Origin of the sequence: Pseudomonas sp. P5_152, assembly GCF_033989915.1 — a bacterium.
In the GTDB taxonomy this organism is placed as follows: domain Bacteria; phylum Pseudomonadota; class Gammaproteobacteria; order Pseudomonadales; family Pseudomonadaceae; genus Aquipseudomonas.
The window spans coordinates 1,961,622-1,981,492 of record NZ_JASFAH010000002.1 but is presented as its reverse complement, the minus strand read 5'-3'; the positions used below and the strand labels follow the sequence as shown (position 1 = coordinate 1,981,492).

The 19,871-nt window shown below is 57.4% G+C and carries 19 protein-coding genes, 1 tRNA gene and 1 pseudogene; 9 read left to right on the top strand and 12 right to left on the bottom strand.

The window, feature by feature from the left end:
• Positions 1 to 101 precede the first annotated feature (101 nt).
• A complete protein-coding gene (locus QMK50_RS08910; protein ID WP_320332967.1) occupies positions 102 to 854 on the bottom strand; it encodes a carbonic anhydrase in 753 nt (250 codons plus the stop codon).
• A gap of 162 nt (positions 855 to 1,016) precedes the next feature.
• Entirely contained in the window at positions 1,017 to 2,057 is a 1,041-nt protein-coding gene (locus QMK50_RS08905) for a DMT family transporter (protein ID WP_320334504.1), read from the bottom strand.
• Positions 2,058 to 2,316: 259 nt separating this feature from the next.
• Here QMK50_RS08905 and QMK50_RS08900 point away from each other — a divergent pair, with 259 nt between their 5' ends.
• The 3 genes from QMK50_RS08900 to QMK50_RS08890 all read left to right on the top strand — a co-directional run bounded on the left by QMK50_RS08900 (position 2,317) and on the right by QMK50_RS08890 (position 6,225).
• A complete protein-coding gene (locus QMK50_RS08900) occupies positions 2,317 to 2,832 on the top strand; it encodes an RNA polymerase sigma factor (protein ID WP_320332966.1) in 516 nt (171 codons plus the stop codon).
• Positions 2,829 to 3,683, top strand: a complete 855-nt coding sequence (locus QMK50_RS08895) for a FecR family protein (protein ID WP_174244597.1) — start codon at positions 2,829 to 2,831, stop codon at positions 3,681 to 3,683. The genes QMK50_RS08900 and QMK50_RS08895 overlap by 4 nt, the downstream gene beginning before the upstream one ends.
• A gap of 118 nt (positions 3,684 to 3,801) precedes the next feature.
• Positions 3,802 to 6,225, top strand: coding sequence for a TonB-dependent siderophore receptor (locus tag QMK50_RS08890; protein WP_320332965.1), 2,424 nt, complete (start codon positions 3,802 to 3,804; stop codon positions 6,223 to 6,225).
• A gap of 64 nt (positions 6,226 to 6,289) precedes the next feature.
• Here the strand turns inward: QMK50_RS08890 and QMK50_RS08885 are convergent, their stop codons facing one another.
• Complete coding sequence (locus QMK50_RS08885; protein WP_320332964.1) at positions 6,290 to 6,910, bottom strand: LysE family translocator; 621 nt, start codon at positions 6,908 to 6,910, stop codon at positions 6,290 to 6,292.
• A gap of 132 nt (positions 6,911 to 7,042) precedes the next feature.
• On the bottom strand, positions 7,043 to 7,465 hold the full coding sequence (locus QMK50_RS08880) for a DUF2000 domain-containing protein (RefSeq protein ID WP_320332963.1): 423 nt from the start codon (positions 7,463 to 7,465) through the stop codon (positions 7,043 to 7,045).
• 265 nt (positions 7,466 to 7,730) lie between these two features.
• Between QMK50_RS08880 and QMK50_RS08875 the strand changes: the two genes are divergently transcribed.
• Positions 7,731 to 8,216 (top strand): Lrp/AsnC family transcriptional regulator, encoded by a 486-nt coding sequence (locus tag QMK50_RS08875; protein ID WP_095166082.1) that lies wholly within the window; start codon positions 7,731 to 7,733, stop codon positions 8,214 to 8,216.
• Positions 8,217 to 8,960: 744 nt separating this feature from the next.
• On the opposite strand, the pseudogene QMK50_RS08870 reads toward QMK50_RS08875, so the two are convergent.
• The 8 genes and pseudogenes from QMK50_RS08870 to QMK50_RS08835 form a co-directional block, all read right to left on the bottom strand.
• Positions 8,961 to 9,869: pseudogene (locus QMK50_RS08870) on the bottom strand (DNA/RNA helicase, superfamily II protein); the annotation flags it as partial.
• Entirely contained in the window at positions 9,859 to 10,146 is a 288-nt protein-coding gene (locus QMK50_RS08865; RefSeq protein ID WP_166592903.1) for a DUF3077 domain-containing protein, read from the bottom strand. The pseudogene QMK50_RS08870 and the gene QMK50_RS08865, both read right to left, overlap by 11 nt.
• Complete coding sequence (locus QMK50_RS08860) at positions 10,143 to 10,427, bottom strand: hypothetical protein (RefSeq protein ID WP_166592902.1); 285 nt, start codon at positions 10,425 to 10,427, stop codon at positions 10,143 to 10,145. The genes QMK50_RS08865 and QMK50_RS08860 overlap by 4 nt, the downstream gene beginning before the upstream one ends.
• 531 nt (positions 10,428 to 10,958) lie before the next feature.
• The gene (locus tag QMK50_RS08855; RefSeq protein WP_166592901.1) at positions 10,959 to 11,264 is read right to left on the bottom strand and encodes a hypothetical protein; all 306 of its coding nucleotides are present in this window, start codon (positions 11,262 to 11,264) and stop codon (positions 10,959 to 10,961) included.
• On the bottom strand, positions 11,261 to 11,527 hold the full coding sequence (locus QMK50_RS08850; RefSeq protein ID WP_166592900.1) for a helix-turn-helix transcriptional regulator: 267 nt from the start codon (positions 11,525 to 11,527) through the stop codon (positions 11,261 to 11,263). Before QMK50_RS08850 ends, QMK50_RS08855 begins: the two co-directional genes overlap by 4 nt.
• Positions 11,528 to 11,615: 88 nt before the next feature.
• Positions 11,616 to 12,536 (bottom strand): hypothetical protein, encoded by a 921-nt coding sequence (locus tag QMK50_RS08845; RefSeq protein ID WP_166592899.1) that lies wholly within the window; start codon positions 12,534 to 12,536, stop codon positions 11,616 to 11,618.
• A 243-nt stretch (positions 12,537 to 12,779) separates the two neighbouring features.
• Positions 12,780 to 14,021, bottom strand: a complete 1,242-nt coding sequence (locus tag QMK50_RS08840; protein ID WP_166592898.1) for a tyrosine-type recombinase/integrase — start codon at positions 14,019 to 14,021, stop codon at positions 12,780 to 12,782.
• Between the two features lie 164 nt (positions 14,022 to 14,185).
• Positions 14,186 to 14,270, bottom strand: a tRNA-Leu gene (locus tag QMK50_RS08835).
• Between the two features lie 107 nt (positions 14,271 to 14,377).
• Here QMK50_RS08835 and queA point away from each other — a divergent pair.
• The 5 genes from queA to secF all read left to right on the top strand — a co-directional run bounded on the left by queA (position 14,378) and on the right by secF (position 19,792).
• Entirely contained in the window at positions 14,378 to 15,427 is a 1,050-nt protein-coding gene (queA, locus tag QMK50_RS08830; protein WP_320332962.1) for a tRNA preQ1(34) S-adenosylmethionine ribosyltransferase-isomerase QueA, read from the top strand.
• Between the two features lie 14 nt (positions 15,428 to 15,441).
• A complete protein-coding gene (gene tgt, locus QMK50_RS08825) occupies positions 15,442 to 16,557 on the top strand; it encodes a tRNA guanosine(34) transglycosylase Tgt (protein WP_162530238.1) in 1,116 nt (371 codons plus the stop codon).
• Positions 16,558 to 16,601: 44 nt separating this feature from the next.
• On the top strand, positions 16,602 to 16,937 hold the full coding sequence (gene yajC, locus QMK50_RS08820; protein WP_095166066.1) for a preprotein translocase subunit YajC: 336 nt from the start codon (positions 16,602 to 16,604) through the stop codon (positions 16,935 to 16,937).
• 62 nt (positions 16,938 to 16,999) lie between these two features.
• Positions 17,000 to 18,868 carry a protein translocase subunit SecD gene (gene secD, locus QMK50_RS08815; protein WP_095166064.1) on the top strand — a complete coding sequence of 623 codons (1,869 nt, stop codon included), beginning with the start codon at positions 17,000 to 17,002 and terminating at the stop codon, positions 18,866 to 18,868.
• Between the two features lie 9 nt (positions 18,869 to 18,877).
• The gene (secF, locus tag QMK50_RS08810) at positions 18,878 to 19,792 is read left to right on the top strand and encodes a protein translocase subunit SecF (protein ID WP_095166062.1); all 915 of its coding nucleotides are present in this window, start codon (positions 18,878 to 18,880) and stop codon (positions 19,790 to 19,792) included.
• Positions 19,793 to 19,871: the final 79 nt, after the last annotated feature.

The window sequence follows — 19,871 nt, the reverse complement described above, 5'->3', positions numbered from 1 at the left end:
GTCACTTTTCTACGGGCGAAAAAAGACCTTGATAAACAAGGTCTCTTTTTAACTGGCTGGCCGATTATATCTCAGGGGTAGAGGATTGCAGCCAGCACGGCTCAGGCAATCAGCTCGACTTTACCGGTTGCCAGGCGATAGATGCCGCCGACGATTTTCAGATTGCCCTTGTCCAGTGCATCGCTCAACAGGGGAGTGGCCCTCTTCAGGCGCTCGACCGAGTCCTTGACGTTTTGCACGGTGGCGTTTTCCACCAATTCACCTGGTTGCTTGAGCACGCTTTCGATAGAGGGCTTGAGTGCGTCCGTCAGTTTCGGGATGTGCCCGGGGAACACCGTGTGATCCTTGACGGCTTTGATACCGGCCTCGATAGCGCCGCACCGCTCATGCCCCAAGACCAGGATCAGCGGTGCCCCCAGCACCGCAACACCGTATTCAAGACTCGCCAGACCTTCATCGGTAACGAAGTTGCCCGCCACTCGTATGGCGAACAGATCGCCGCGTGCGGTATCAAACGCGTACTCGGGTGCGATGCGCGAGTCGGAGCAACTGAGGACAGCCACGAAGGGATTCTGGCCGGAGACCAAGGCTTCACGCTCGTCCTTGAAATCGTGGGTTTCGGAGTTACCGCTGACGTAACGTTCATTGCCGGCCATCAGCCTTTTGAGTGCCTCATCCGGGCTGATGACGTTTTTCGGTTTGGGCGGTGCGGAGGTTGCTTCGGCTGCCTGCGCAAGCCTGCCGGGCAGAGCGCCGGCCAGCAGCAGGGCGCCAGCTCCCAATCCGGCCAGACGAAGAAAATGACGACGAGTGTTCACTTTTGAAACAGAGCCTGAATCGCATGATTCACACATGATTGTGTACTCAGTTCAATTCGGTGGGAATGACAGCTTCGGGGAGTGCCTGCAGGGACCTGCGGCACTGGAGTGAAGAAGTCTAGTCGGTCTGTGGGGTTACGGTTTGAGCATGAAGCCTGGTAGAGGCTGCGGATACTGCTCTATGCCCAGGGCTGCCCCTCAGTGTTTATGCCGATGATGGATATCAGGAAAGTGCGGGTGGCTATGGAGTATGGGGGCGTGTTTGTGCACATGGCTATGAGGCTCAGATGCATCCCACTCAAAGGCGTGTTCATGTTGATGGTGCTCGTCGTGAACGTGCTGATGGTCATGTGTCTGCGGATCGTGTTGATGTTCGTGTGAATGACTCTCGGTGAGGTGGATCCAGACTCCAATCCCCATCAGGCCCGCAGCAACCCAAAACTCCCATGACACGGCTTCGCCCAGAAACAGAATTGAAATAGCTGCTCCCAAGAAGGGAGCGGTAGAGAAATACGCGCTGGTCCGAGCTGTTCCCAGTCCCCGCAAAGCCAGTACAAAAAGCACCAGGCTCACGCCGTATCCCAGGAAACCGACGAGGAGGGTGGGGGCGAGCAGAGACCACTCGGGGAGATGCATGCCAAGCGCAACCCCCAGGGTGCAATTGACCACCCCGGCGACCAATCCCTTGATACCTGCAATGAACAAGGCGTCCGATGCTGAAACCTTCCGAGTAAGGTTGTTATCGACGGCCCAACAAAGACATGCGATTGCTACTGCAGCCGGGCCAACCCAGCCATTGCTCTGTGCTGAAGTTTGCGGCCAGCCCAGCATTACGCCGCCTGCCACTATCGCGATCATTCCAACGACGATCCGCCTATCAGCGTTCTCCTTGAAAACCATCCACGCAAGTAGTGCGGTCAACACGGCCTCAAGGTTCAGCAACAGCGAAGCGGTAGTGCCAGAGGTAAGGGTCAGTCCAAACATCAACGACACCGGCCCCAGCACCCCGCCGAAAACAATGGCGCCAATCAGCCACGGCCACTCGGATGCAGTTAAACCGACAGGCTGCCAGCCGCGATCACGGATTAACCGACTGATCGTCAAGCCCAAGCCGCTTCCCAGGTACAGCAACCCGGCGAGCAAGACTGCAGGGACGTCCAGTCCCAGAACCTTGGCAAGCGGTGTGCTGGCACCAAAGAGCGCGGCGGCACCCAAGGCGTAGAAAATGCTTCTGGTCATCATCCGATCCGTAGCGAGGGTATCGATGGCAAACACGATACTCGTCGCAATCGGATAGCGCATTGAATCGTGGCGCAGGCGCTGAAAAGCTGGCGGGGGCCCTGAGGGTTTCTCAAGAGCAACTGCGTTGGACTTCATATCAGTTTAATGAACAACATCGGACGGCTCGCAAACGCCGCAAAGATGACGATACAATGAGACACATTCTCATCAATGCCGTTTGCTTACCATGTCGAAGACGTCGCCCAATGAAGAGCTGATGACTGCGCTGACCCTTCACTACGATTCGCTGGTGGAGTACATCCGGCTTCGTTTCAACGGCAAACACTTTGCTCGTGATCTTGTTCACGACGTTTGTATCCAGATTCTCGAAAAGCCACCCCCGGAAAAAGTCGCACTGCCTTTGGCATTCCTGCGCAAGATGAGCTTCAACCGCGCCATCGACCGCATCCGCGCCGAGCGCACTCGCAGCCTGTATGTTCTGACGCACCAGTCACCGGAAGAGGGAATGGACAGTTGGGACGGTGCACGGGCAGTCGAATTCGAACAACACGTGCATGCCCTGCTGGCAATCATCGAGGCGCTGCCGGCGCGCCAGCGCCAGGTATTTTTGCTGCACCGTATCCATGGCATGCCGCAACGTGAAATTGCCGATGAGTTGGATATTTCCCTGAACATGGTCACCCAGCATTTTGGCCGTGCCATGGCCGCCATCATTCTGCGCTGGGAGCCTGCACGCCGGCTTGTGCGGCAACAGAAGCAGGTGAAAACATGAATCGGCCGGACACGCTCGACAAAAAACGCCGCCCCGACCTGGACGATCCGTTGCAACCGTTTGCCGAGGCTTTGCGCGAGCGCGTTCCGTCCAGGGAAGCCCTGCTGGCCGAAGGCAAGGCAATGACTGACAGCCGCCGTAAACGCAGGAATGCGGCTTGCGGCGGCCTCCTGGTCCTGGCTCTGAGCAGTGCCGTGTGGTTACTCGACCCCGCCTGGCACACCGAAGATGTTCAGGTCGCACTAGGCCAACGGCAACAGCTTGAATTAGCCGACGGTAGCCGCGTCGAGTTGAATTCCGGCAGTCACTTGATCATTGAGAAGCGCCTGCGCAGCCGCCAAATGGAATTACGTCACGGCGAAGCGCTGTTCACCGTCGTGCATGCCGACACACCCTTTATCGTGCGCAGCCAAGGCGTCAGTGTCCGGGACATCGGTACGGTATTTGATGTGCGCAGTGATGCTCGTGGCGTGGACGTGGCTGTAATCGAGGGTGCCGTTGAGGTCAGCAGCAATCGTTCTGCAGCCGTCAGACTGAACGGCGGCCAGCAACTGCGGGCGTCATCGAGCCACTTGGGCGACGTGCGGCCAGTCAATGTCGCGGCCCTCACCGCCTGGCGTCAGAACAAGTTGCGCTTTGACGGCACCCCTTTGAGCGAGGTGATCGCGGACCTTCAGCATTACCGTAGCAAACCGTTGCGGTTGGCAGATGCGCAGGTCGGCGAATTGCGCCTCTCCGGCGAATTTGACAGCAACTCGGTCGAAGCGCTGATCGGCCTGCTGCCATCGATCCTGCCAGTAAGCCTCGCGCGCGCGGCCGACGGCAGCATCACTTTCAGTAAAGCTCGCTGATAAAAATACCGTCCTTTAAACAAATGAGAATTATTTCCAGATCAGCCTCAACATCTGGCTCGGCCCATACGCCAATCCCATGAAGAACGCTTTTATCGACTGTTCGAATGGGGAAATCATGGGTAAGAACACGTCATCGCTTCGCCTGAGCTTGCTCGCGAGCGGCCTGATGCTGGCAGGCACCGTCAACGCACAAGGCGCTGTTTATTCGCTGGATATCCCGGCACAGGCGCTGGATAAATCACTGAACGCGCTGGCGGCGCAGACCGGGAGCCGAATACTGTTCGCCACTGACGTTGCCGAAGGTCGTCAGGCGAGCGCCCTGCATGCGCAACTGAGCGTTGAGCAAGCGCTGGAGCGTATCGTCGGTAACACCGGCCTGGTGGCGCAAAAAACCGCTGATGGCAGTTACCTGATTGCCGCTCCCTACCAGGGCGACGCCCTGGAACTGGGTGCTACCACCATTCAGGGCTCCGGTTTGGGCATCAATACCGAGGACACCCGCTCATACACCACGGGCGCCGTAAGCATCGGTAAAAGCGAGCGTCCCCTCAAGGATATTCCACAGAGCATTACAGTACTCACGGCCCAGCGCATCAAGGACCAGAACATCCAGACCCTGGATGACGTCTACAACGTCCTGCCCGGTGTGATCACCTACGGCTATATGGTGGGGGACAACCAGCCTTACGCCCGCGGTTACCAGATCGACAACTACCAGATCAACGGCATTCCGCTGCCCAACAGCAACAGCATTACCTCGCAGAACTGGGCTGACCTGGTGCCCTACGAACGCGTTGAATTCCTCAAGGGTTCAGCCGGCCTGTTCCAGGGTGCCGGTTCGCCGGGTGGTGCCATCAACCTGGTGCGCAAACGTGCATCAGCGGACTTCCACCTGGGCACCACTACATCCGCGGGGCGTTGGGACAACTATCAACAGCAAGTCGACGTCCAGGGTCCGCTTAACGAAGACAAGAGTGTTCGGGGCCGTTTGGTAACTTCCTACGGCGATCGTGGGTACTTCTATGACAACGCCAAGACCGAGCGGTCCTCGACCTATGGCGTCCTGGAGTTCGACCTGTCGCCACAAACCCTGATAAGCACCGGTTTTTCCTACCAGAACGTGAACAATCGTGGGGTGATGGACTTCGGCCTTCCAGCCTACAAGACCGGTGCGAACATTGACTGGAAACGTTCGACCAACCTGAGCTCGCCATCGGACTACAACGATGTGGAAACCACTCAGGTGTTCCTCGAAGCCAAGCACCAGCTCAACGACGATTGGCGGATGAGCCTGACCACCAACTACACCAAACTGAATCTGGACACCATTTACAGCAACACCGGCGGCCTGATTGATCCGCTGACCCATGGCGGTGGCTACAACTGGGCGGAAAGCCGTTCGGAAAACAACTATCAGTACAACACCGACGCGTACCTCAACGGGCACTTCGAACTGTTCGAACGCCGCCACGAAGTCATCCTCGGGGCCAACGCCACGCACGCCAAGCGCGACTCTGGTCGCTATGACACCCAGTGGTATGCGGAAACGGAAAACATTCCGAACATCCTCGAATTCATCCCGCCAGAATATGATCGCCTGGCCCGCTACCGCACCGTTAAGTCAACGCTCGACCAGCAGGGCGTCTATGGTTCCTTGCGGATGAACGTGCTTGATCCACTGGACGTCATCATCGGTGCCCGCGTCAGTTGGTGGGATTACAGCCAGGACCAGATCGCCGAGCCAAGCGGCGTCTCTAAACCCACCGGCCAGAAAACCAATGCCAAGGTCGTTCCCTTCTACGGGCTGGTGTATGAACTGACGCATCACTGGTCGGCGTATGCCAGCTACGCCGAAATCTTCTCCCCACAAACCGACTACATGACGTATGCCGGCAACACCTTAGCCCCACGCTCTGGAGAAACTTATGAGTTGGGCCTCAAAGGCGAGTTTTACGAGGGCGCTCTCAACACCTCGTTCGCGATCTACCAGACAAACTTCAATGGTCGGGCACAGATCGACCAGTCTTTTCCCTCGCCGTGCTTTAGCCCGTACACCACGCTTTGCTATATCGCCGGAGGCAAAGTCCGTTCAGAGGGGTTTGAAGCCGAAATCAACGGCCAGGTCATGACTGGGTTGCAACTCAGTGCCAGCTACACCTACACCCGCAGTCGCTACCTGGAAAATCCCGACGATGTCAGCCTGGAAGGTCGCAGTTTCCTGACCCAGATGCCCGCTCATGCGGCGCGGGTGTGGGCCAACTACACACTGCCTGACGAATTCGCCAAGTGGCAGGTAGGTGTCGGCACGCGTATTCAGAGTGGAACCTACATGCTGGGCAGCGGTGTGAAGCACGAAGGTTCGGGCTACGCCCTCTACAATGGCCGTATAGCCTACGACATCAGTAAAAACGTGAACCTGTCGATGAACATCGAAAACATCTTCGACCGTGTCTATTACGCTCAGACCGGGCCAGTAGAGTCGCAAAACTACTATGGTGCACCGCGAAACATGACCTTTACGCTGCGCACCAGTTTCTAGAATAGCGTCTCGCAAACTTCAACCGCGAGCCCGTGAAACTGTTGTTTCACGGGCTCTGCCTGCTTCAAGTAGCCAGCATCGCCGCGGCGGCCGCCACCATGATCGCCGCCGCGCCGCGGAACAGCCACTGCTGGGCTCTCCGGCTCGATAGCAGGTGCCGGACACGCACCGCGCTGACAATGAACGGTGCGCCAACGCCCAATAGAACGAGAATGGTCAATGGCACCAGCATCAGCCCCCACGTCTGTAGCGAGACTGTTTCAAGGTTGATCACGAGCGGCAACAACGCAAGATAGAAGCCTATGGTCTTGGGGTTGCCCAAGGTAATGGTCAGGCCTGATATCGCCGCCGACAGCAGTTCCTTTTTCTTCGCTGGGTGACCTATTTCAATAGCCTGATGGTTGGCGAACCAGAATTGCCAAGCCAGATAGCACAGGTACAGCGCAGCCGCCCAGCGCACCAATTGGAACAGTGCATCGAAGTGCGCGGCAATCATCGCCAGTCCAAAGATGGCAAATGACAAGTAAGTCAGGTCGCCGAGTATCAACCCAAACAGCAGGCAAAAGCCCGATAGGGTGCCACCGCTGACGCTCCGTGCTACCAGCGCGGCCATGCCCGGACCGGGAATGGCCGCTGCGATGCCCAGCGCTGCCGTATAGGTAAGTGCTTGTGATACGTTGAGCATATCGCTTTTCTCGGATTGTTTATTATTAGGTTGCTGGTTTCTTACATGCTCGGAAGTCAAGATGAAACGACTTCACTTCAGTCTTTCATCTACGCCATGGCTGCGTTCTAAAAAATACGGCATCTCAGCAGTTCATTTAAATAACGAAAGATTGCCCGTCAACTTGCTGATGCTTTTCTGTGGCCCAACCAAACCAAGGGCAACCAACTCTATACCTGAACTATCGGCCTCGCAGATGCGCGCCTCATATTCCTCATACGTCTTGCAGGATTGCGCCAGGGCGCTGAAGGGCATGCTATGAATTTCATTGTCCAGCAGCGCTTTCTTATGGAGTTCCTGCAAGTGATCACTGCTGGATCGCAAAATGGGCAAAGGTGCGTATATGACTCCAGGGTAATTAACCTCGTCACTGCTTTGCAGGTCAGGTCCAACCAGACCCTCTACCGAACGTCCTAGACTGACACCTATTACGCTTACCGCATTTACTGCATGTCCCAACCCCAGCGTGTTGTCGACGACAATTACACATTTGTGAACGGCAGCATCGAAATACATATACACCTCGATTCCATCTATGTTGATTTTATCAATGACGTCAGACCAAGGTCGCGATCACTTACCCAGAATCATTTTTCCGCATAATTACAGTCCGTCGTGGATGTATTTATCGATTTGTGCCTGGAGGCTGAGGGCCTGTAAATCCGATGTCAGATGCTGAAGAAATACTATCGCCTTTAGACGGGTAATTTTTTTCTACTTTGATCCGTGGGAGGATCGGTTCTGGTAGGATTTACCTATTTATTGCGGGAGGTGGGAATTTATGACCGATCAGATGCTCAGTCTGACAGATATTAAAATCCTTACAGCCTTGCAGCAGGATGGCAGGATCACCAACCAGACCCTGGCCGACCAGATCGGCATGTCGGCCTCGCCCTGCTGGCGCAGAGTTCGCCAGTTGGAAGAGCATCGTTATATTCAGGGCTACCGGGCGGTGTTGGACCGACGCAAGATCGGGTTAGGGGTGATGGTGTTTGTAAGGGTCAGAATCGACCATCACAGCGAAGCCGAGGCCCAGAAGTTCGAGCAGCAAGTGATGCAGCTGGAGGGTGTGGTGGCGTGCTACAGCATCGGTGGCGACGCGGACTTCCTGATGCAGGTAGTGGCGCGTGATCTCGACTCTTTTTCTGACTTTGCGATGTCGGTGGTCCGACAGCTGCCTGGCATCAAAGAGATGCAGAGTATGTTTGTGCTCAAGGAGATCAAGCCTTTCGTCTCGTTCCCGGTCAAGCGCTCCCCAGAAGCTTGAGGACAGCTATCCAGGCTTCGGTTAGTTATGCGGCAGCAACCGTTTACCCCCAGGTAACCTCAAAATCGGACTGCCCCTCGCGCTAAAACCGCGCCCGAACCAAGCTCAATCGGTGGCCTTGTCAACGGCCCAGCCCACCAGCACAAACGGCAACAGGGGGATCATGAGCACAGTGATCCATACGCCCTCGTAGGCATCGTCGATCTTATCGCCCACGCCTCGTTCAGATGGAGCCGTGACAGTGTTCTCGGACAGGCTCACGGCATAACGATGGGTTCCCGTCTGATCATACTGACGGACTCTGCACTGCGTAGTGTTTACGCTGATATAGCGGTCCCCCGGCACGAGCGTTCGACTTTCCGGCCCTAGTCCGCGAGTCGGTGTGTTGTGACTGGCAAAGAGCTGTTTCAACTGGGCAATCTGCGCCTCAAACTCAGCCGAGCGCTCAGTTTGACTGGCAAAAGCACGACTTTCCTTGCGGATAAGTTCCGGGCGGATCCGCCCATCAAGCAAGACCTCATAGAGATCGCCTTGCTCATCGATACGATTGAAAACCTGGGAGCCCATGCCGTTCTCGCCTCCGGGAGCGGAAAGCGCATTGAACTCATCGCTGGAAAGCGGCTGATTCAAGGTGTAGCCGTAGACCTGGGGTACTTTGAGCGGTTCCTTCACAGGTTTTGCGGCGCACCCGATCGAGGATGACGCGATAATCGAAAGGCTCAGCGCGGCACAGAGCATCCTGTTGCGTTTGAAGACGTCCAGGGCGATCACTCGCACTGACTCGGCGCCGATCTGTTGCAGGTGTCCGGCGACGGCGTCCATGCAGCTTTTTCCACTGGCGTCGTTGTCGGGCCACAACACTATGGAGCGCCCTTTAAGCGGGGTCAGATCGGTTTTGTGCCAGGAGTTCGAGCCGTTCGCCCAGCACATGGCCACGTGGGTGGGCAGCAGTTCCGACGCCGCATCGGCAGCCTTTTCGCCTTCGCACAGAATCACTGGTGCTTCTGCCCGTTGCGCCAGTTCATCCAGGCGCAGCAGAGGACGCGGATCCGGCAGACCCTGCCAACGCCATTGCTGCGTTTGACCGTCGGCACGCTTGCACCAGGTCAATGGGGCAAACACCTTGCGCGGTTTACCGTCTTCATCCGGGCCCAGGTCGAAGCGATAGAGCGCCATGACTGGCTGGCCCTGTGTGTCACGATAAATCCAGACTTTGGACGGTGCGCCGTGTTGTCGGTGTTTGGCTGGGCACTTGCTCATGGCCGCGGCCGGGATCGGCTGAATGGCGAGCCATTCCGGTGTTTTGCTTTTGCTGGGGCTGGGTTTCGACTGAGCCGCCCCGGCAGTAACCCGCAGCAGATCCGCCAGCTTGTTGCAGGCTTCGACGTCGGTGCCGCCCTCCAGATAGCGCACCAGGTCGATCAGGTCGCCGCCTTTGTCGCCTGTGGCAAAGTCCGCCCAGGTGCCTTTGCTCAGGTTGACCTTGAGAGAGCCGGCACGCTTGTCACTGCGAGTCGGATTGGGAGCTGTGTACTCCTTGCCGCCGTCCACGCGCTTGCCGTTGGGTAGCCAGTGGGAAAGGACATGATCGATGTCTTTCAGAGAAGCTGCTTTCACATCCGCAAAGCTGGGGCGTTTCGCTTTATTGGTCATGGCCAGCCTCCAATCGCAGGAGGGTGGTCGTCACATCATCGATCACTGCTTTGCCCATTTCACTGAGGTAGTGAGCGGCCATCGCGCACTGTTCGGTGTTATCGCCGTGGGTGGCCAGGAGCGTCATACGGTTTGCGCAGCTCAGCAGGTCGGAAGCGTATTCAAGTGCGTCGGATGCGGGGACGCCGGCACTGAGCCGAAACAACATCTGATGGGGGCTCCCGCATTGCGCGAAAGTGGTCGCGCCCTGGGTGGTGAAATTAGCGTGGAAACTCATTGCGCACCCCCGGCTTTGGCCCGAGGTGTCGAAGTCGCATCACCGTGCAGGGTTAGGGTTTTGATCAGACCCAGCGTGCCACGCACATCCCAAATAACGGATGCCAGGACGTGATTGGAAAGGCGCGGTTTATCGTCGTCGAAGTGGTCCTCGAGCAGGGTCAGTACGGAGTCTGCGCGATCAATTGCGCAGGTGATGGCATCGATGGGAATCCCGGCCTCTGCTTGCTGGCTGACGCAGAGTAGATCCTCGGGTAGTGCAAAGCCTGGGAACATGCTCATTGGGCACCCCCTGCTGCTTCCAGGGCGCGAGCTTTGGACATATGAGCGTTGTATCGAGAGAGGCGTGTAGCGAGGCTGGAGTTGGCGTGTAAAGCGGCGAGAGCCATTGCTCGATGAGCAGCGGCGCGAAACTTTGACGGATTGAGGGCGTGCATGGGGCGAAACTCCTATTGTTGAGGAGCTGCCACGGTTCGTCGCCAAACGAATTAAGGTGGCAGCTGTGCGCAGGTTGGCGAACCGGGACAATAGGAACCCGGCAGACCCGAGGGTCTCCCACGCACAGCCGCCATAAAACGGGGATGCGGGCACAAAAAAAGCGCCTGCAATCGTAATGGGGGCGCCTGTGCGCCTATTGTTGATCGGGTCGCCAAACCCGGTCGCTGATTTTGCAGCGACGACCAGAGAGTAACGCTCCGTTTTCGAAAGCGCAACCGTGTGGATCGCTTGCGGATTTTTCTGGTGCAGCATAAATTGTGTGGGCATGTAGATTTACCTCAACGCCTCCGGATTGCCCCCGGGGGCGTTTTCATTTCAGGCGTGGACTTCCCAGCGCAGGGAAAGCAGGGGCAGGAAGCCGCCGTCGAGCATTGAGAGGGCGTCTTCGTAGGCGTGTACTTGCTGGCCTTCGTCGACGATCACAGCGTTGTTTTTTTCGCTGTGAAAGGAGAGGGCGCACCAGGTGCCGTCAGCCCAACTGAGCACGCCAACAACACGACCTTGTTTTTCCTGCTGACTTCGGTAGTGCTCTAGCCGTTGCATAAGGCGTGGCGAAAAACCGATTCGACGCAAAATGGAGAAGGGGTGCATCAGGGCTTCGCTGGCAATCTTGCGGATCATGCGGCCACCTGATCACGAGCCTCGATGCGGCTACGTGCCCAGGCTTGGATCTCGGAAAGAACCCACGCCACTGGTGCTCCGCGTGCGGTGCTTGTGCTCAGTTTTACCGGGCGTGGAAAGCCGCTCTTTGGGCACTGCATCAGCTTGTAAATCGTCGGACGTGCCAGGCCAACGATAGCCATGACTTCGGAGATTCTGATCAAGGTCGTGGCGGGGTCGCGATGAGAGATATGGTGGATTGTTGAAGCGCGGGAGTTAGCCATAGTCGTGCCTATAAGGTGAAAGACAGGCACAGACTAAAAGGCGAAAAAAAAGCAAACATGGTTTGCTTTTCGTTGGCACACAGAAAATTTATCTAGGGAGAAATCTACCTTTTCGCAGATATTTTCTAACGGTCGGGGCAGATGCCTTGCCCTGCTCGACTAGCGCTTTGACTAGTTCGGTTTCCGAAATGTTGGGGTCGGCAGAGATTTGGCTCTTTGCCGCTTTGCTTATGTCCTCAAACAGCTTTTTGGTGTTCTCTTGTTTGATTGTGCCGGGCTTGGCGTTGGCCTTCCCCGCAGCTTTTCCTCTTTCCGACGCTTTTTCAGCAAATGCCTTATCCAGCGCTCCCCGCAGAAAGCTTGATGCGCTGAAGTCGTTGCGCGAAACGTCGGTGTAGTCCGCTTGCTGATAAAGCGAGGCCAACATCAAAATCTTGGAGGCCTCGCCATTCAAGACGGCAAACTCCTCTCGGGCGTCGATTTCAAAGTCGCTCTTTCGCTTTCGTTCTCTCTGCATGAGAAGGAGGTATTGTTTGGGATCAGTCTGTCGGAGCTGTTCCACCAGATCTAGGCCCAGGTCGTAGAGGGAGAGCTCTAGATCGAACAGCCAGTTCGCAAGGGTTTCAATCGCGCATACAGATTGAATGAGTGCATAAGCCGCTACGAGTTGTGTGTCACTTGCGGGGTGATTAATGCCAAGGAAGCGGCGAATAACTCTGGGCAGTGAGGTCGGTTCGGAAAAGCAGAAGTGCTCTCTAATGGGGTAGCGAAGGCGAAACATCGTCTTCGTCGCTGACTCAGCACTGTCTGCGTATCGGCCGTCCTCTAGCCAGAACGATGCTGCATTGTCGATACAGGTAAACGCGTCACGAAAGTGTTCGGAGAAATGGCTATACAGCGCCAACTGACGGACAGCCAGTTCGAGTTCATCAAGATCCCAAAGCAAACAGCCGACATCTGCTCCGGCGATCTCAAGCTCTAAATCCTCGATGCCAAGATTGCTATTCAATATGAGACCCCTCGCCCCGTACCAAGCGTGCGGCCCCAGCGAGGTGTATCTGGTAAAGCAGCTGCCAGCAGGGGGCTAGTGGTTCGATAACTGTTACACGTTTCAGCAGCGTTACACGGGGAATTGGCTGCGCTCGGATATGGTGTAACTCAAAATAATCTAATATTTTCAATTGGTTGAATGGTTCTGTTACACGAGTAACACCCGTTACACCGGTTTTAGAGGTGGGGTAGGTAAGTGATCTCATACTGCCTTTCCGAACTGGGCTTGCACTACATTGCTAGCTGCAAGTCCATCAAGATGATTGGCATACCACTGCATCATCGTTCCGCGCTGCTCAAGGTATTGAGCTTTGTTGTACACCCCTGAAATACCTTCCTCTTTGTGAGCCAACTGCGCCTCTACATGCTCTTTCGGCCAGCCATGTTCTCGAAGCAACGTGCTTGCGGTGTGCCGAGTACCGTGTCCAACCAGGCGGCCTTTGTAGCCGATGGTGGCGAAGACCTTGTTGATTGTGTTTTCGCTGATGGTTGGGTTCTTGGCTCCTACGCCGGGGAAAAGCCAGCGACTCCGCCCTGTGAGGCAGTGCAGATCCTTCAGGGCTGTAACAGCTTGGTAGGGAAGGGGGCATACAAAATCACGACGCATCTTCATCTTGGCAGCAGGCGTGGTCCAAATGGCTTTCTCAAGGTCGAACTCTTTCCATTCAGCCAGGCGGACCATGCCAGGGCGCGATGCTGTCCATAGACAGAGCCATGCAGCTGTGCGGGCCGTCAGTCTGCTCGGTGTGTTTTTAAGTGCGTGGAGAAATTCAGCCAGCTCAGGTTCCAGCAGGTGTGGATGTTGCTGAGTCTTGGGGGCTTGCGCTGCAATGTCACGAAGGCGGCTGCCTGGATCGTTTTCGGTAAGTCCTAAGCCGATAGCTCGGCCGAATATCTGGTTGATCCAGGTGCGGCACTTTTCTGCCACGTTGTGAGCGTCTCTGGCTTCGAGGGATGCCTGGAGGGATGCGCAGTCGGTACGGGTGATTTCGTCGAGGGGCTTATCTCCCAATGCCGGGAGTATGTCCTTGTCGAGGTAGGTGCGGATTTTGTTCAGGGTGGAGGGTGCGAGGCCCTTTTCTTCTTTGGCCTTGAGCCAGGCTTCAGCAGCAACTCGAAAGGTTCGAGTCTTGGCGGCGTCAATGGCTGCTTTGGCTGATCGTTTCTGTTCGAGAGGATCGGCACCACTGCTGACGATTTTGCGTAGGTCGGCCGCTTTGTCCCGGGCCAATGCGCCACTTACTTCCGGATAGCCCCCAAGCCCCATCCAAGCCCAATTGCCCGCCGGGCGTTTGTAGCGCAACTGCCAGGACTTGCCGCCATCAGGTTTGACCCTGAAGTAGAGGCCGCTTCCGTCCAGCTCACGGTATTCCTTTGATTCCGGCTCCAGCCCTGCAAGTGTCGTGTCTGCGAGAGGGCGGCGCTTGATATCTGCGCGCTTCATCCTTGTATCCCAAAGTTCGGTACTTTTCTCAGGATACAAGCAGGGATACAGGGATACAACGGATAAGGGGATACAGGGATAGACAGACAGGCACAAAAAAACCGGCCAAGTGGCCGGTTTCTCTGAGTCTGAAAGCCTGGTAGAGACTTTCAGATACTGCTATATGGTGCCCCGAGGGAGACTCGAACTCCCACTCCTTTCGAAAACGGATTTTGAATCCGCCGCGTCTACCAATTCCGCCATCAGGGCTCAATGGCGGCGAAGTATAGAGAGGAGATAACCGTCGGTCAATCAGGTACATGGAGAATTTTTGATATTTCCGCTAGACTTCCCGGCCCTGCTAGACGAACCCCATCATGCGCGTTGCTGACTTTACTTTCGAACTCCCTGATTCGCTGATCGCTCGCCACCCTTTGGCTGAGCGGCGCGGCAGTCGCCTGCTGACCCTGGATGGGCCTAGCGGCGCCCTGGCGCACCGTCAATTCACTGATTTGCTTGAGCATTTGCGCCCGGGCGACTTGATGGTGTTCAACAATACCCGGGTGATTCCGGCGCGGCTGTTTGGCCAGAAGGCTTCCGGCGGCAAGCTGGAAATTCTGGTGGAGCGGGTGCTCGACAGTCACCGCGTGCTGGCCCATGTGCGCTCCAGCAAGTCGCCCAAGCCTGGCTCGAAGATCCTCATCGACGGTGGGGGCGAGGCCGAGATGCTGGCGCGCCACGATGCGCTGTTCGAGCTGGGGTTTGCCGAGGAAGTGTTGCCGCTGCTCGACCGCGTCGGGCATATGCCGCTGCCTCCTTATATAGACCGTCCGGATGAAGACGCCGACCGCGAGCGCTACCAGACGGTGTACTCCGAGCGCTTGGGCGCAGTGGCGGCGCCGACGGCGGGGCTGCATTTCGATCAGCCGCTGCTGGAGGCGATTGCCGCCAAGGGCATCGAGACCGCGTTCGTGACCCTGCACGTGGGGGCTGGGACCTTTCAGCCGGTGCGTGTCGAGAAGCTCGAAGACCACCACATGCACAGCGAGTGGCTGGAAGTCGGCCAGGACGTGGTGGACGCAGTGGCGGCCTGTCGGACGCGCGGCGGGCGGGTGGTGGCCGTGGGGACCACCAGTGTGCGTTCGCTGGAAAGTGCAGCGCGCGATGGCGTGCTCAAGCCGTTCAGCGGCGACACCGATATCTTTATTTTCCCGGGCCGGCCGTTCCATGTGGTCGATGCCCTGGTCACCAACTTCCATTTGCCCGAATCCACGCTGTTGATGCTGGTTTCGGCGTTCGCCGGGTACCCCGAGACCATGGCCGCCTATCAGGCAGCCGTCGAGCATGGGTACCGCTTTTTCAGCTACGGTGATGCGATGTTCATCACCCGCAATCCCGCACCGCGCGGCCCAGAGGAAACAGCATGAGTCGCACCTGTCGTATGTCTTTCGAACTTTTGGCCACCGACGGCAAAGCCCGTCGCGGGCGCCTGACGTTCCCGCGTGGCACCGTCGAGACCCCGGCGTTCATGCCGGTGGGTACCTACGGCACGGTCAAGGGCATGTTGCCGCGGGATATCGTGGCCACGGGCGCCGAGATCATCCTGGGCAATACCTTCCACCTGTGGCTGCGTCCTGGCACTGAAGTGATCAAGAAGCACGGCGACCTGCATGATTTCATGCAGTGGAAAGGCCCGATCCTGACCGACTCCGGTGGTTTCCAGGTGTTCAGCCTGGGCGCCATGCGCAAGATCAAGGAGGAGGGCGTGACCTTCGCCTCGCCGGTGGACGGCGCCAAGGTGTTCATGGGTCCGGAAGAGTCGATGCAGGTCCAGCGTGACCTGGGCTCCGACATCGTGATGATTTTTGACGAATGCACGCCGTACCCGGCCGACGAAGACGTGGCGCGGATCTCCATGGAGCTGTCGCTGCGCTGGGCCCAGCGTTCGAAAAACGCCCATGGCGAGAACACCGCGGCGCTGTTCGGGATCGTCCAGGGCGGCATGCACCAGGACCTGCGCATGCGCTCCCTGGAAGGCCTCGACAAGATCGGTTTTGACGGCCTGGCCATTGGCGGCCTGTCGGTGGGCGAGCCCAAGCACGAGATGATCAAGGTGCTGGACTACCTCCCGGGCCAGATGCCGGCTGACAAACCTCGTTACCTTATGGGTGTTGGCAAGCCGGAAGACTTGGTTGAGGGTGTGCGCCGCGGGGTGGACATGTTCGATTGCGTGATGCCAACCCGTAATGCCCGCAATGGGCATCTGTTCATTGATACGGGTGTGCTGAAGATCCGTAACGCGTTCCATCGCCATGATGATTCGCCGCTCGATCCGACCTGCGATTGCTATACCTGCCAGAACTTCTCCCGCGCTTATCTGCATCATCTGGACAAGTGCGGCGAAATGCTGGGAAGCATGCTCAATACCATCCACAATTTGCGCCATTACCAAGTGCTTATGGCTGGTTTGCGCGAGGCTATTCAACAGGGTACATTGGCCGCCTTTGTCGATGCCTTCTATGCCAAGCGCGGGTTGCCTGTTCCGCCTTTGGACTGAGTTTTAAAACGTTTAAGACACTAATTCTGCAACTGGAGTGCTAAATGAGCTTTTTTATCTCGAATGCGATGGCAGACGCCGCTGCACCTGCTGCCGGCCCTGCTGGCACTGGCTTTGAGTGGATTTTCCTGGTCGGTTTCCTGGTCATCTTCTACCTGATGATCTGGCGTCCACAGGCCAAACGCGCCAAAGAGCAGAAGAACCTGCTGAGCAACTTGCAAAAAGGTGATGAAGTTGTGACCTCCGGCGGCATCGCCGGCAAGATCACCAAAGTAGCGGATGATTTCGTGGTTCTCGAAGTTTCTGACTCGGTAGAGCTGAAGTTCCAGAAAGGCGCCATCGCTGCCACGCTGCCAAAAGGCACGCTGAAAGCGATCTGAGTTTCATCTTCTACCAATCGACGGGGCGCGCAAGGCGCCCCGCGTCATAAGCGGGCGGCGTGATGCTGAACAAATACCCTCTGTGGAAATACGTACTGATCCTGGCGGTGCTGGCGATCGGTCTGGTTTATTCCGCTCCCAATCTTTACCCTGATGACCCGGCCATTCAGGTCAGCGGTGCAAGCACTGCGCTGCAGGTCAATCAGGCGGATCTGGATCGTGTGAGCAAAGCGCTCAACGAGTCTGGGATCACCGTCAAGGCGGCCACGCTGGCAGCCAACGGCAAGGGCGGCCTGATTCGCCTGACCAAGCAGGAAGACCAGCTTCCGGCCAAGGATGTCGTGCGCAAGGCCTTGGGTGATGACTATGTCGTTGCACTGAACCTGGCACAAACCACCCCGCAATGGCTGCGCAGCCTCGGCGCGCACCCGATGAAGCTGGGTCTGGACTTGTCCGGTGGTGTGCACTTCCTCCTGGAAGTGGACATGGACAAAGCCATCGACGCCCGCATGAAAGTCTACGAAGGCGACGTCAAGAGCCTGTTGCGCAAAGAGCGCCTGCGCTATCGCAGCCTGCCGCAACTCAACGGTGCCATCCAGCTGGGCTTCACTGATGAAGCTGCCCGCGAACAGGCCCGTGCACTGATCCGCAAGAGCTTCAGCGATTTCGACATTGTTCCCGCCGACCTCAATGGTCAGCCGGTACTGCGTCTGGCGATGACCCCGGCCAAGCTGGCGGAAATCCGTGAGTACTCCATCAAGCAGAACTTGACCACGGTACGTAACCGCGTCAACGAGCTGGGTGTTGCCGAGCCTATCGTTCAGCGTCAGGGTGCCAACCGCATCGTGGTTGAACTGCCAGGCGTGCAGGACACTGCCGAAGCCAAGCGAATCCTGGGCAAGACGGCCAACCTTGAGTTCCGTCTGGCAGCAGAGCCGGGCGCGTCAAAAGCCACTTCCGAGATGTTCGAATTCCGCGAGGGCAAGCGTCCTCCTGCGCAGATCGAGCGTGGCCTGATCATCACTGGCGACCAGGTAACTGACGCCAAGGCCGGTTTCGGCGAGCACGGCACCCCAGAGGTGAACATTCGCCTGGACGGTCATGGCGGCGAGCTGATGAACCGTGCGACCCGCTCCAACGTCGGTCGCAGCATGGCGGTGATCTTCATCGAGCAACGTCCGGTGACCACCTACGTCAAGCAGGTCGTCGACGGCGTCGAGAAAGACGTGGCGGTGCAAACCTTCAAGGAAGAGAAGAAGATCATCAGCCTGGCGACTATCCAGTCGCCGCTGGGCGCGCAGTTCCGCATCACTGGCCTGAACGGCCAGGGCGAATCCTCGGAGCTGGCGTTGCTGCTGCGCGCCGGTGGTCTGGCGGCCCCGATGTACTTCGCTGAAGAACGTACCATCGGTCCAAGCCTGGGTGCTGACAACATCACCAAGGGTATCGATGCGTCGCTGTGGGGCATGCTGTTCGTGTCGCTGTTCATCATGGCCATCTACCGCTTCTTCGGCTTGATCGCCACCGTGGCGCTGGGCGTGAACATGGTGTTGCTGCTGGCTCTGATGTCGCTGCTGGGTGCAACCCTGACCCTGCCAGGCATCGCCGGTATCGTCTTGACCATGGGTATGGCGGTCGACGCCAACGTACTGATCTTCTCGCGGATTCGTGAAGAGATCGCGGCGGGCATGACGGTGCAGCGGGCGATCAACGAAGGTTTCGGGCGCGCATTCACCGCGATTCTCGACGCCAACCTGACCACCTTGCTGGTGGGCGGGATTCTGTTTGCCATGGGCACAGGTCCGGTCAAGGGCTTCGCCGTGACCATGTCCCTCGGGGTTCTGACCTCGATGTTCACGGCCATCATGGTTACTCGTGCGATGGTCAACCTGATCTTCGGCGGTCGTGACTTCAAGAAGTTGTGGATTTAAGGGGCTGCCATGTTACGTACAATCAACTTCATGGGCGTTCGCAACGTAGCGTTCGGCGTCACATTGTTCCTCACGGTGCTGGCGTTGTTCAGTGTTGCCACCAAGGGCATGAACTATGGCCTGGACTTCACCGGCGGTACGCTGATCGAGCTGACCTATGAGCGTCCGGCCGATGTGACCAAGGTGCGTGAGCAACTGGTTACCTCGGGTTATCACGAGGCGGTGGTGCAGAGCTTTGGTGCGACCACCGACTTGCTGGTGCGCATGCCAGGCGAAGACCCACAACTGGGTCACCAGGTAGCCGAGGCCTTGCAGAAGGTCGGCGGCGACAACCCGGCCGTGGTCAAGCGCGTCGAGTTCGTCGGCCCGCAGGTAGGTGAAGAACTGCGCGACCAGGGCGGCCTCGGCATGCTCATGGCGCTGGGCGGCATCTTGATCTACCTGGCGTTCCGCTTTCAGTGGAAGTTTGCGGTCGGGGCCATCGTGTCGCTGATCCACGACGTGATCGTGACCATCGGTATCCTGTCGTTCTTCCAGATCACCTTCGACCTGACGGTGCTGGCGGCGGTACTGGCGATCATCGGTTACTCGCTCAACGACACCATCGTGGTATTCGACCGGGTGCGTGAGAACTTCCGCGTACTGCGCAAGGCGACGCTGATCGAGAACATCAACATCTCGACCACCCAGACCCTGCTGCGCACCATTGCCACCTCGGTTTCGACCCTGTTGGCGATCGCCGCGCTGTTGTTCTTCGGTGGCGACAACCTGTACGGCTTCTCCCTGGCCCTGCTGGTGGGGGTATTGGCGGGTACTTACTCGTCGATCTACATCGCCAACGTGGTGCTGATCTGGCTGAACCTGAGCAGTGAAGACCTGATCCCTACGGTCAACACCGATAAGGAAGTGGACGACCGTCCTTGAGACGTTTTCCCACTTGGTAGTACCCAAAAAGGCGCGAGTATTGAACTCGCGCCTTTTTTTGTGCTCCAAGGCTGGGAGA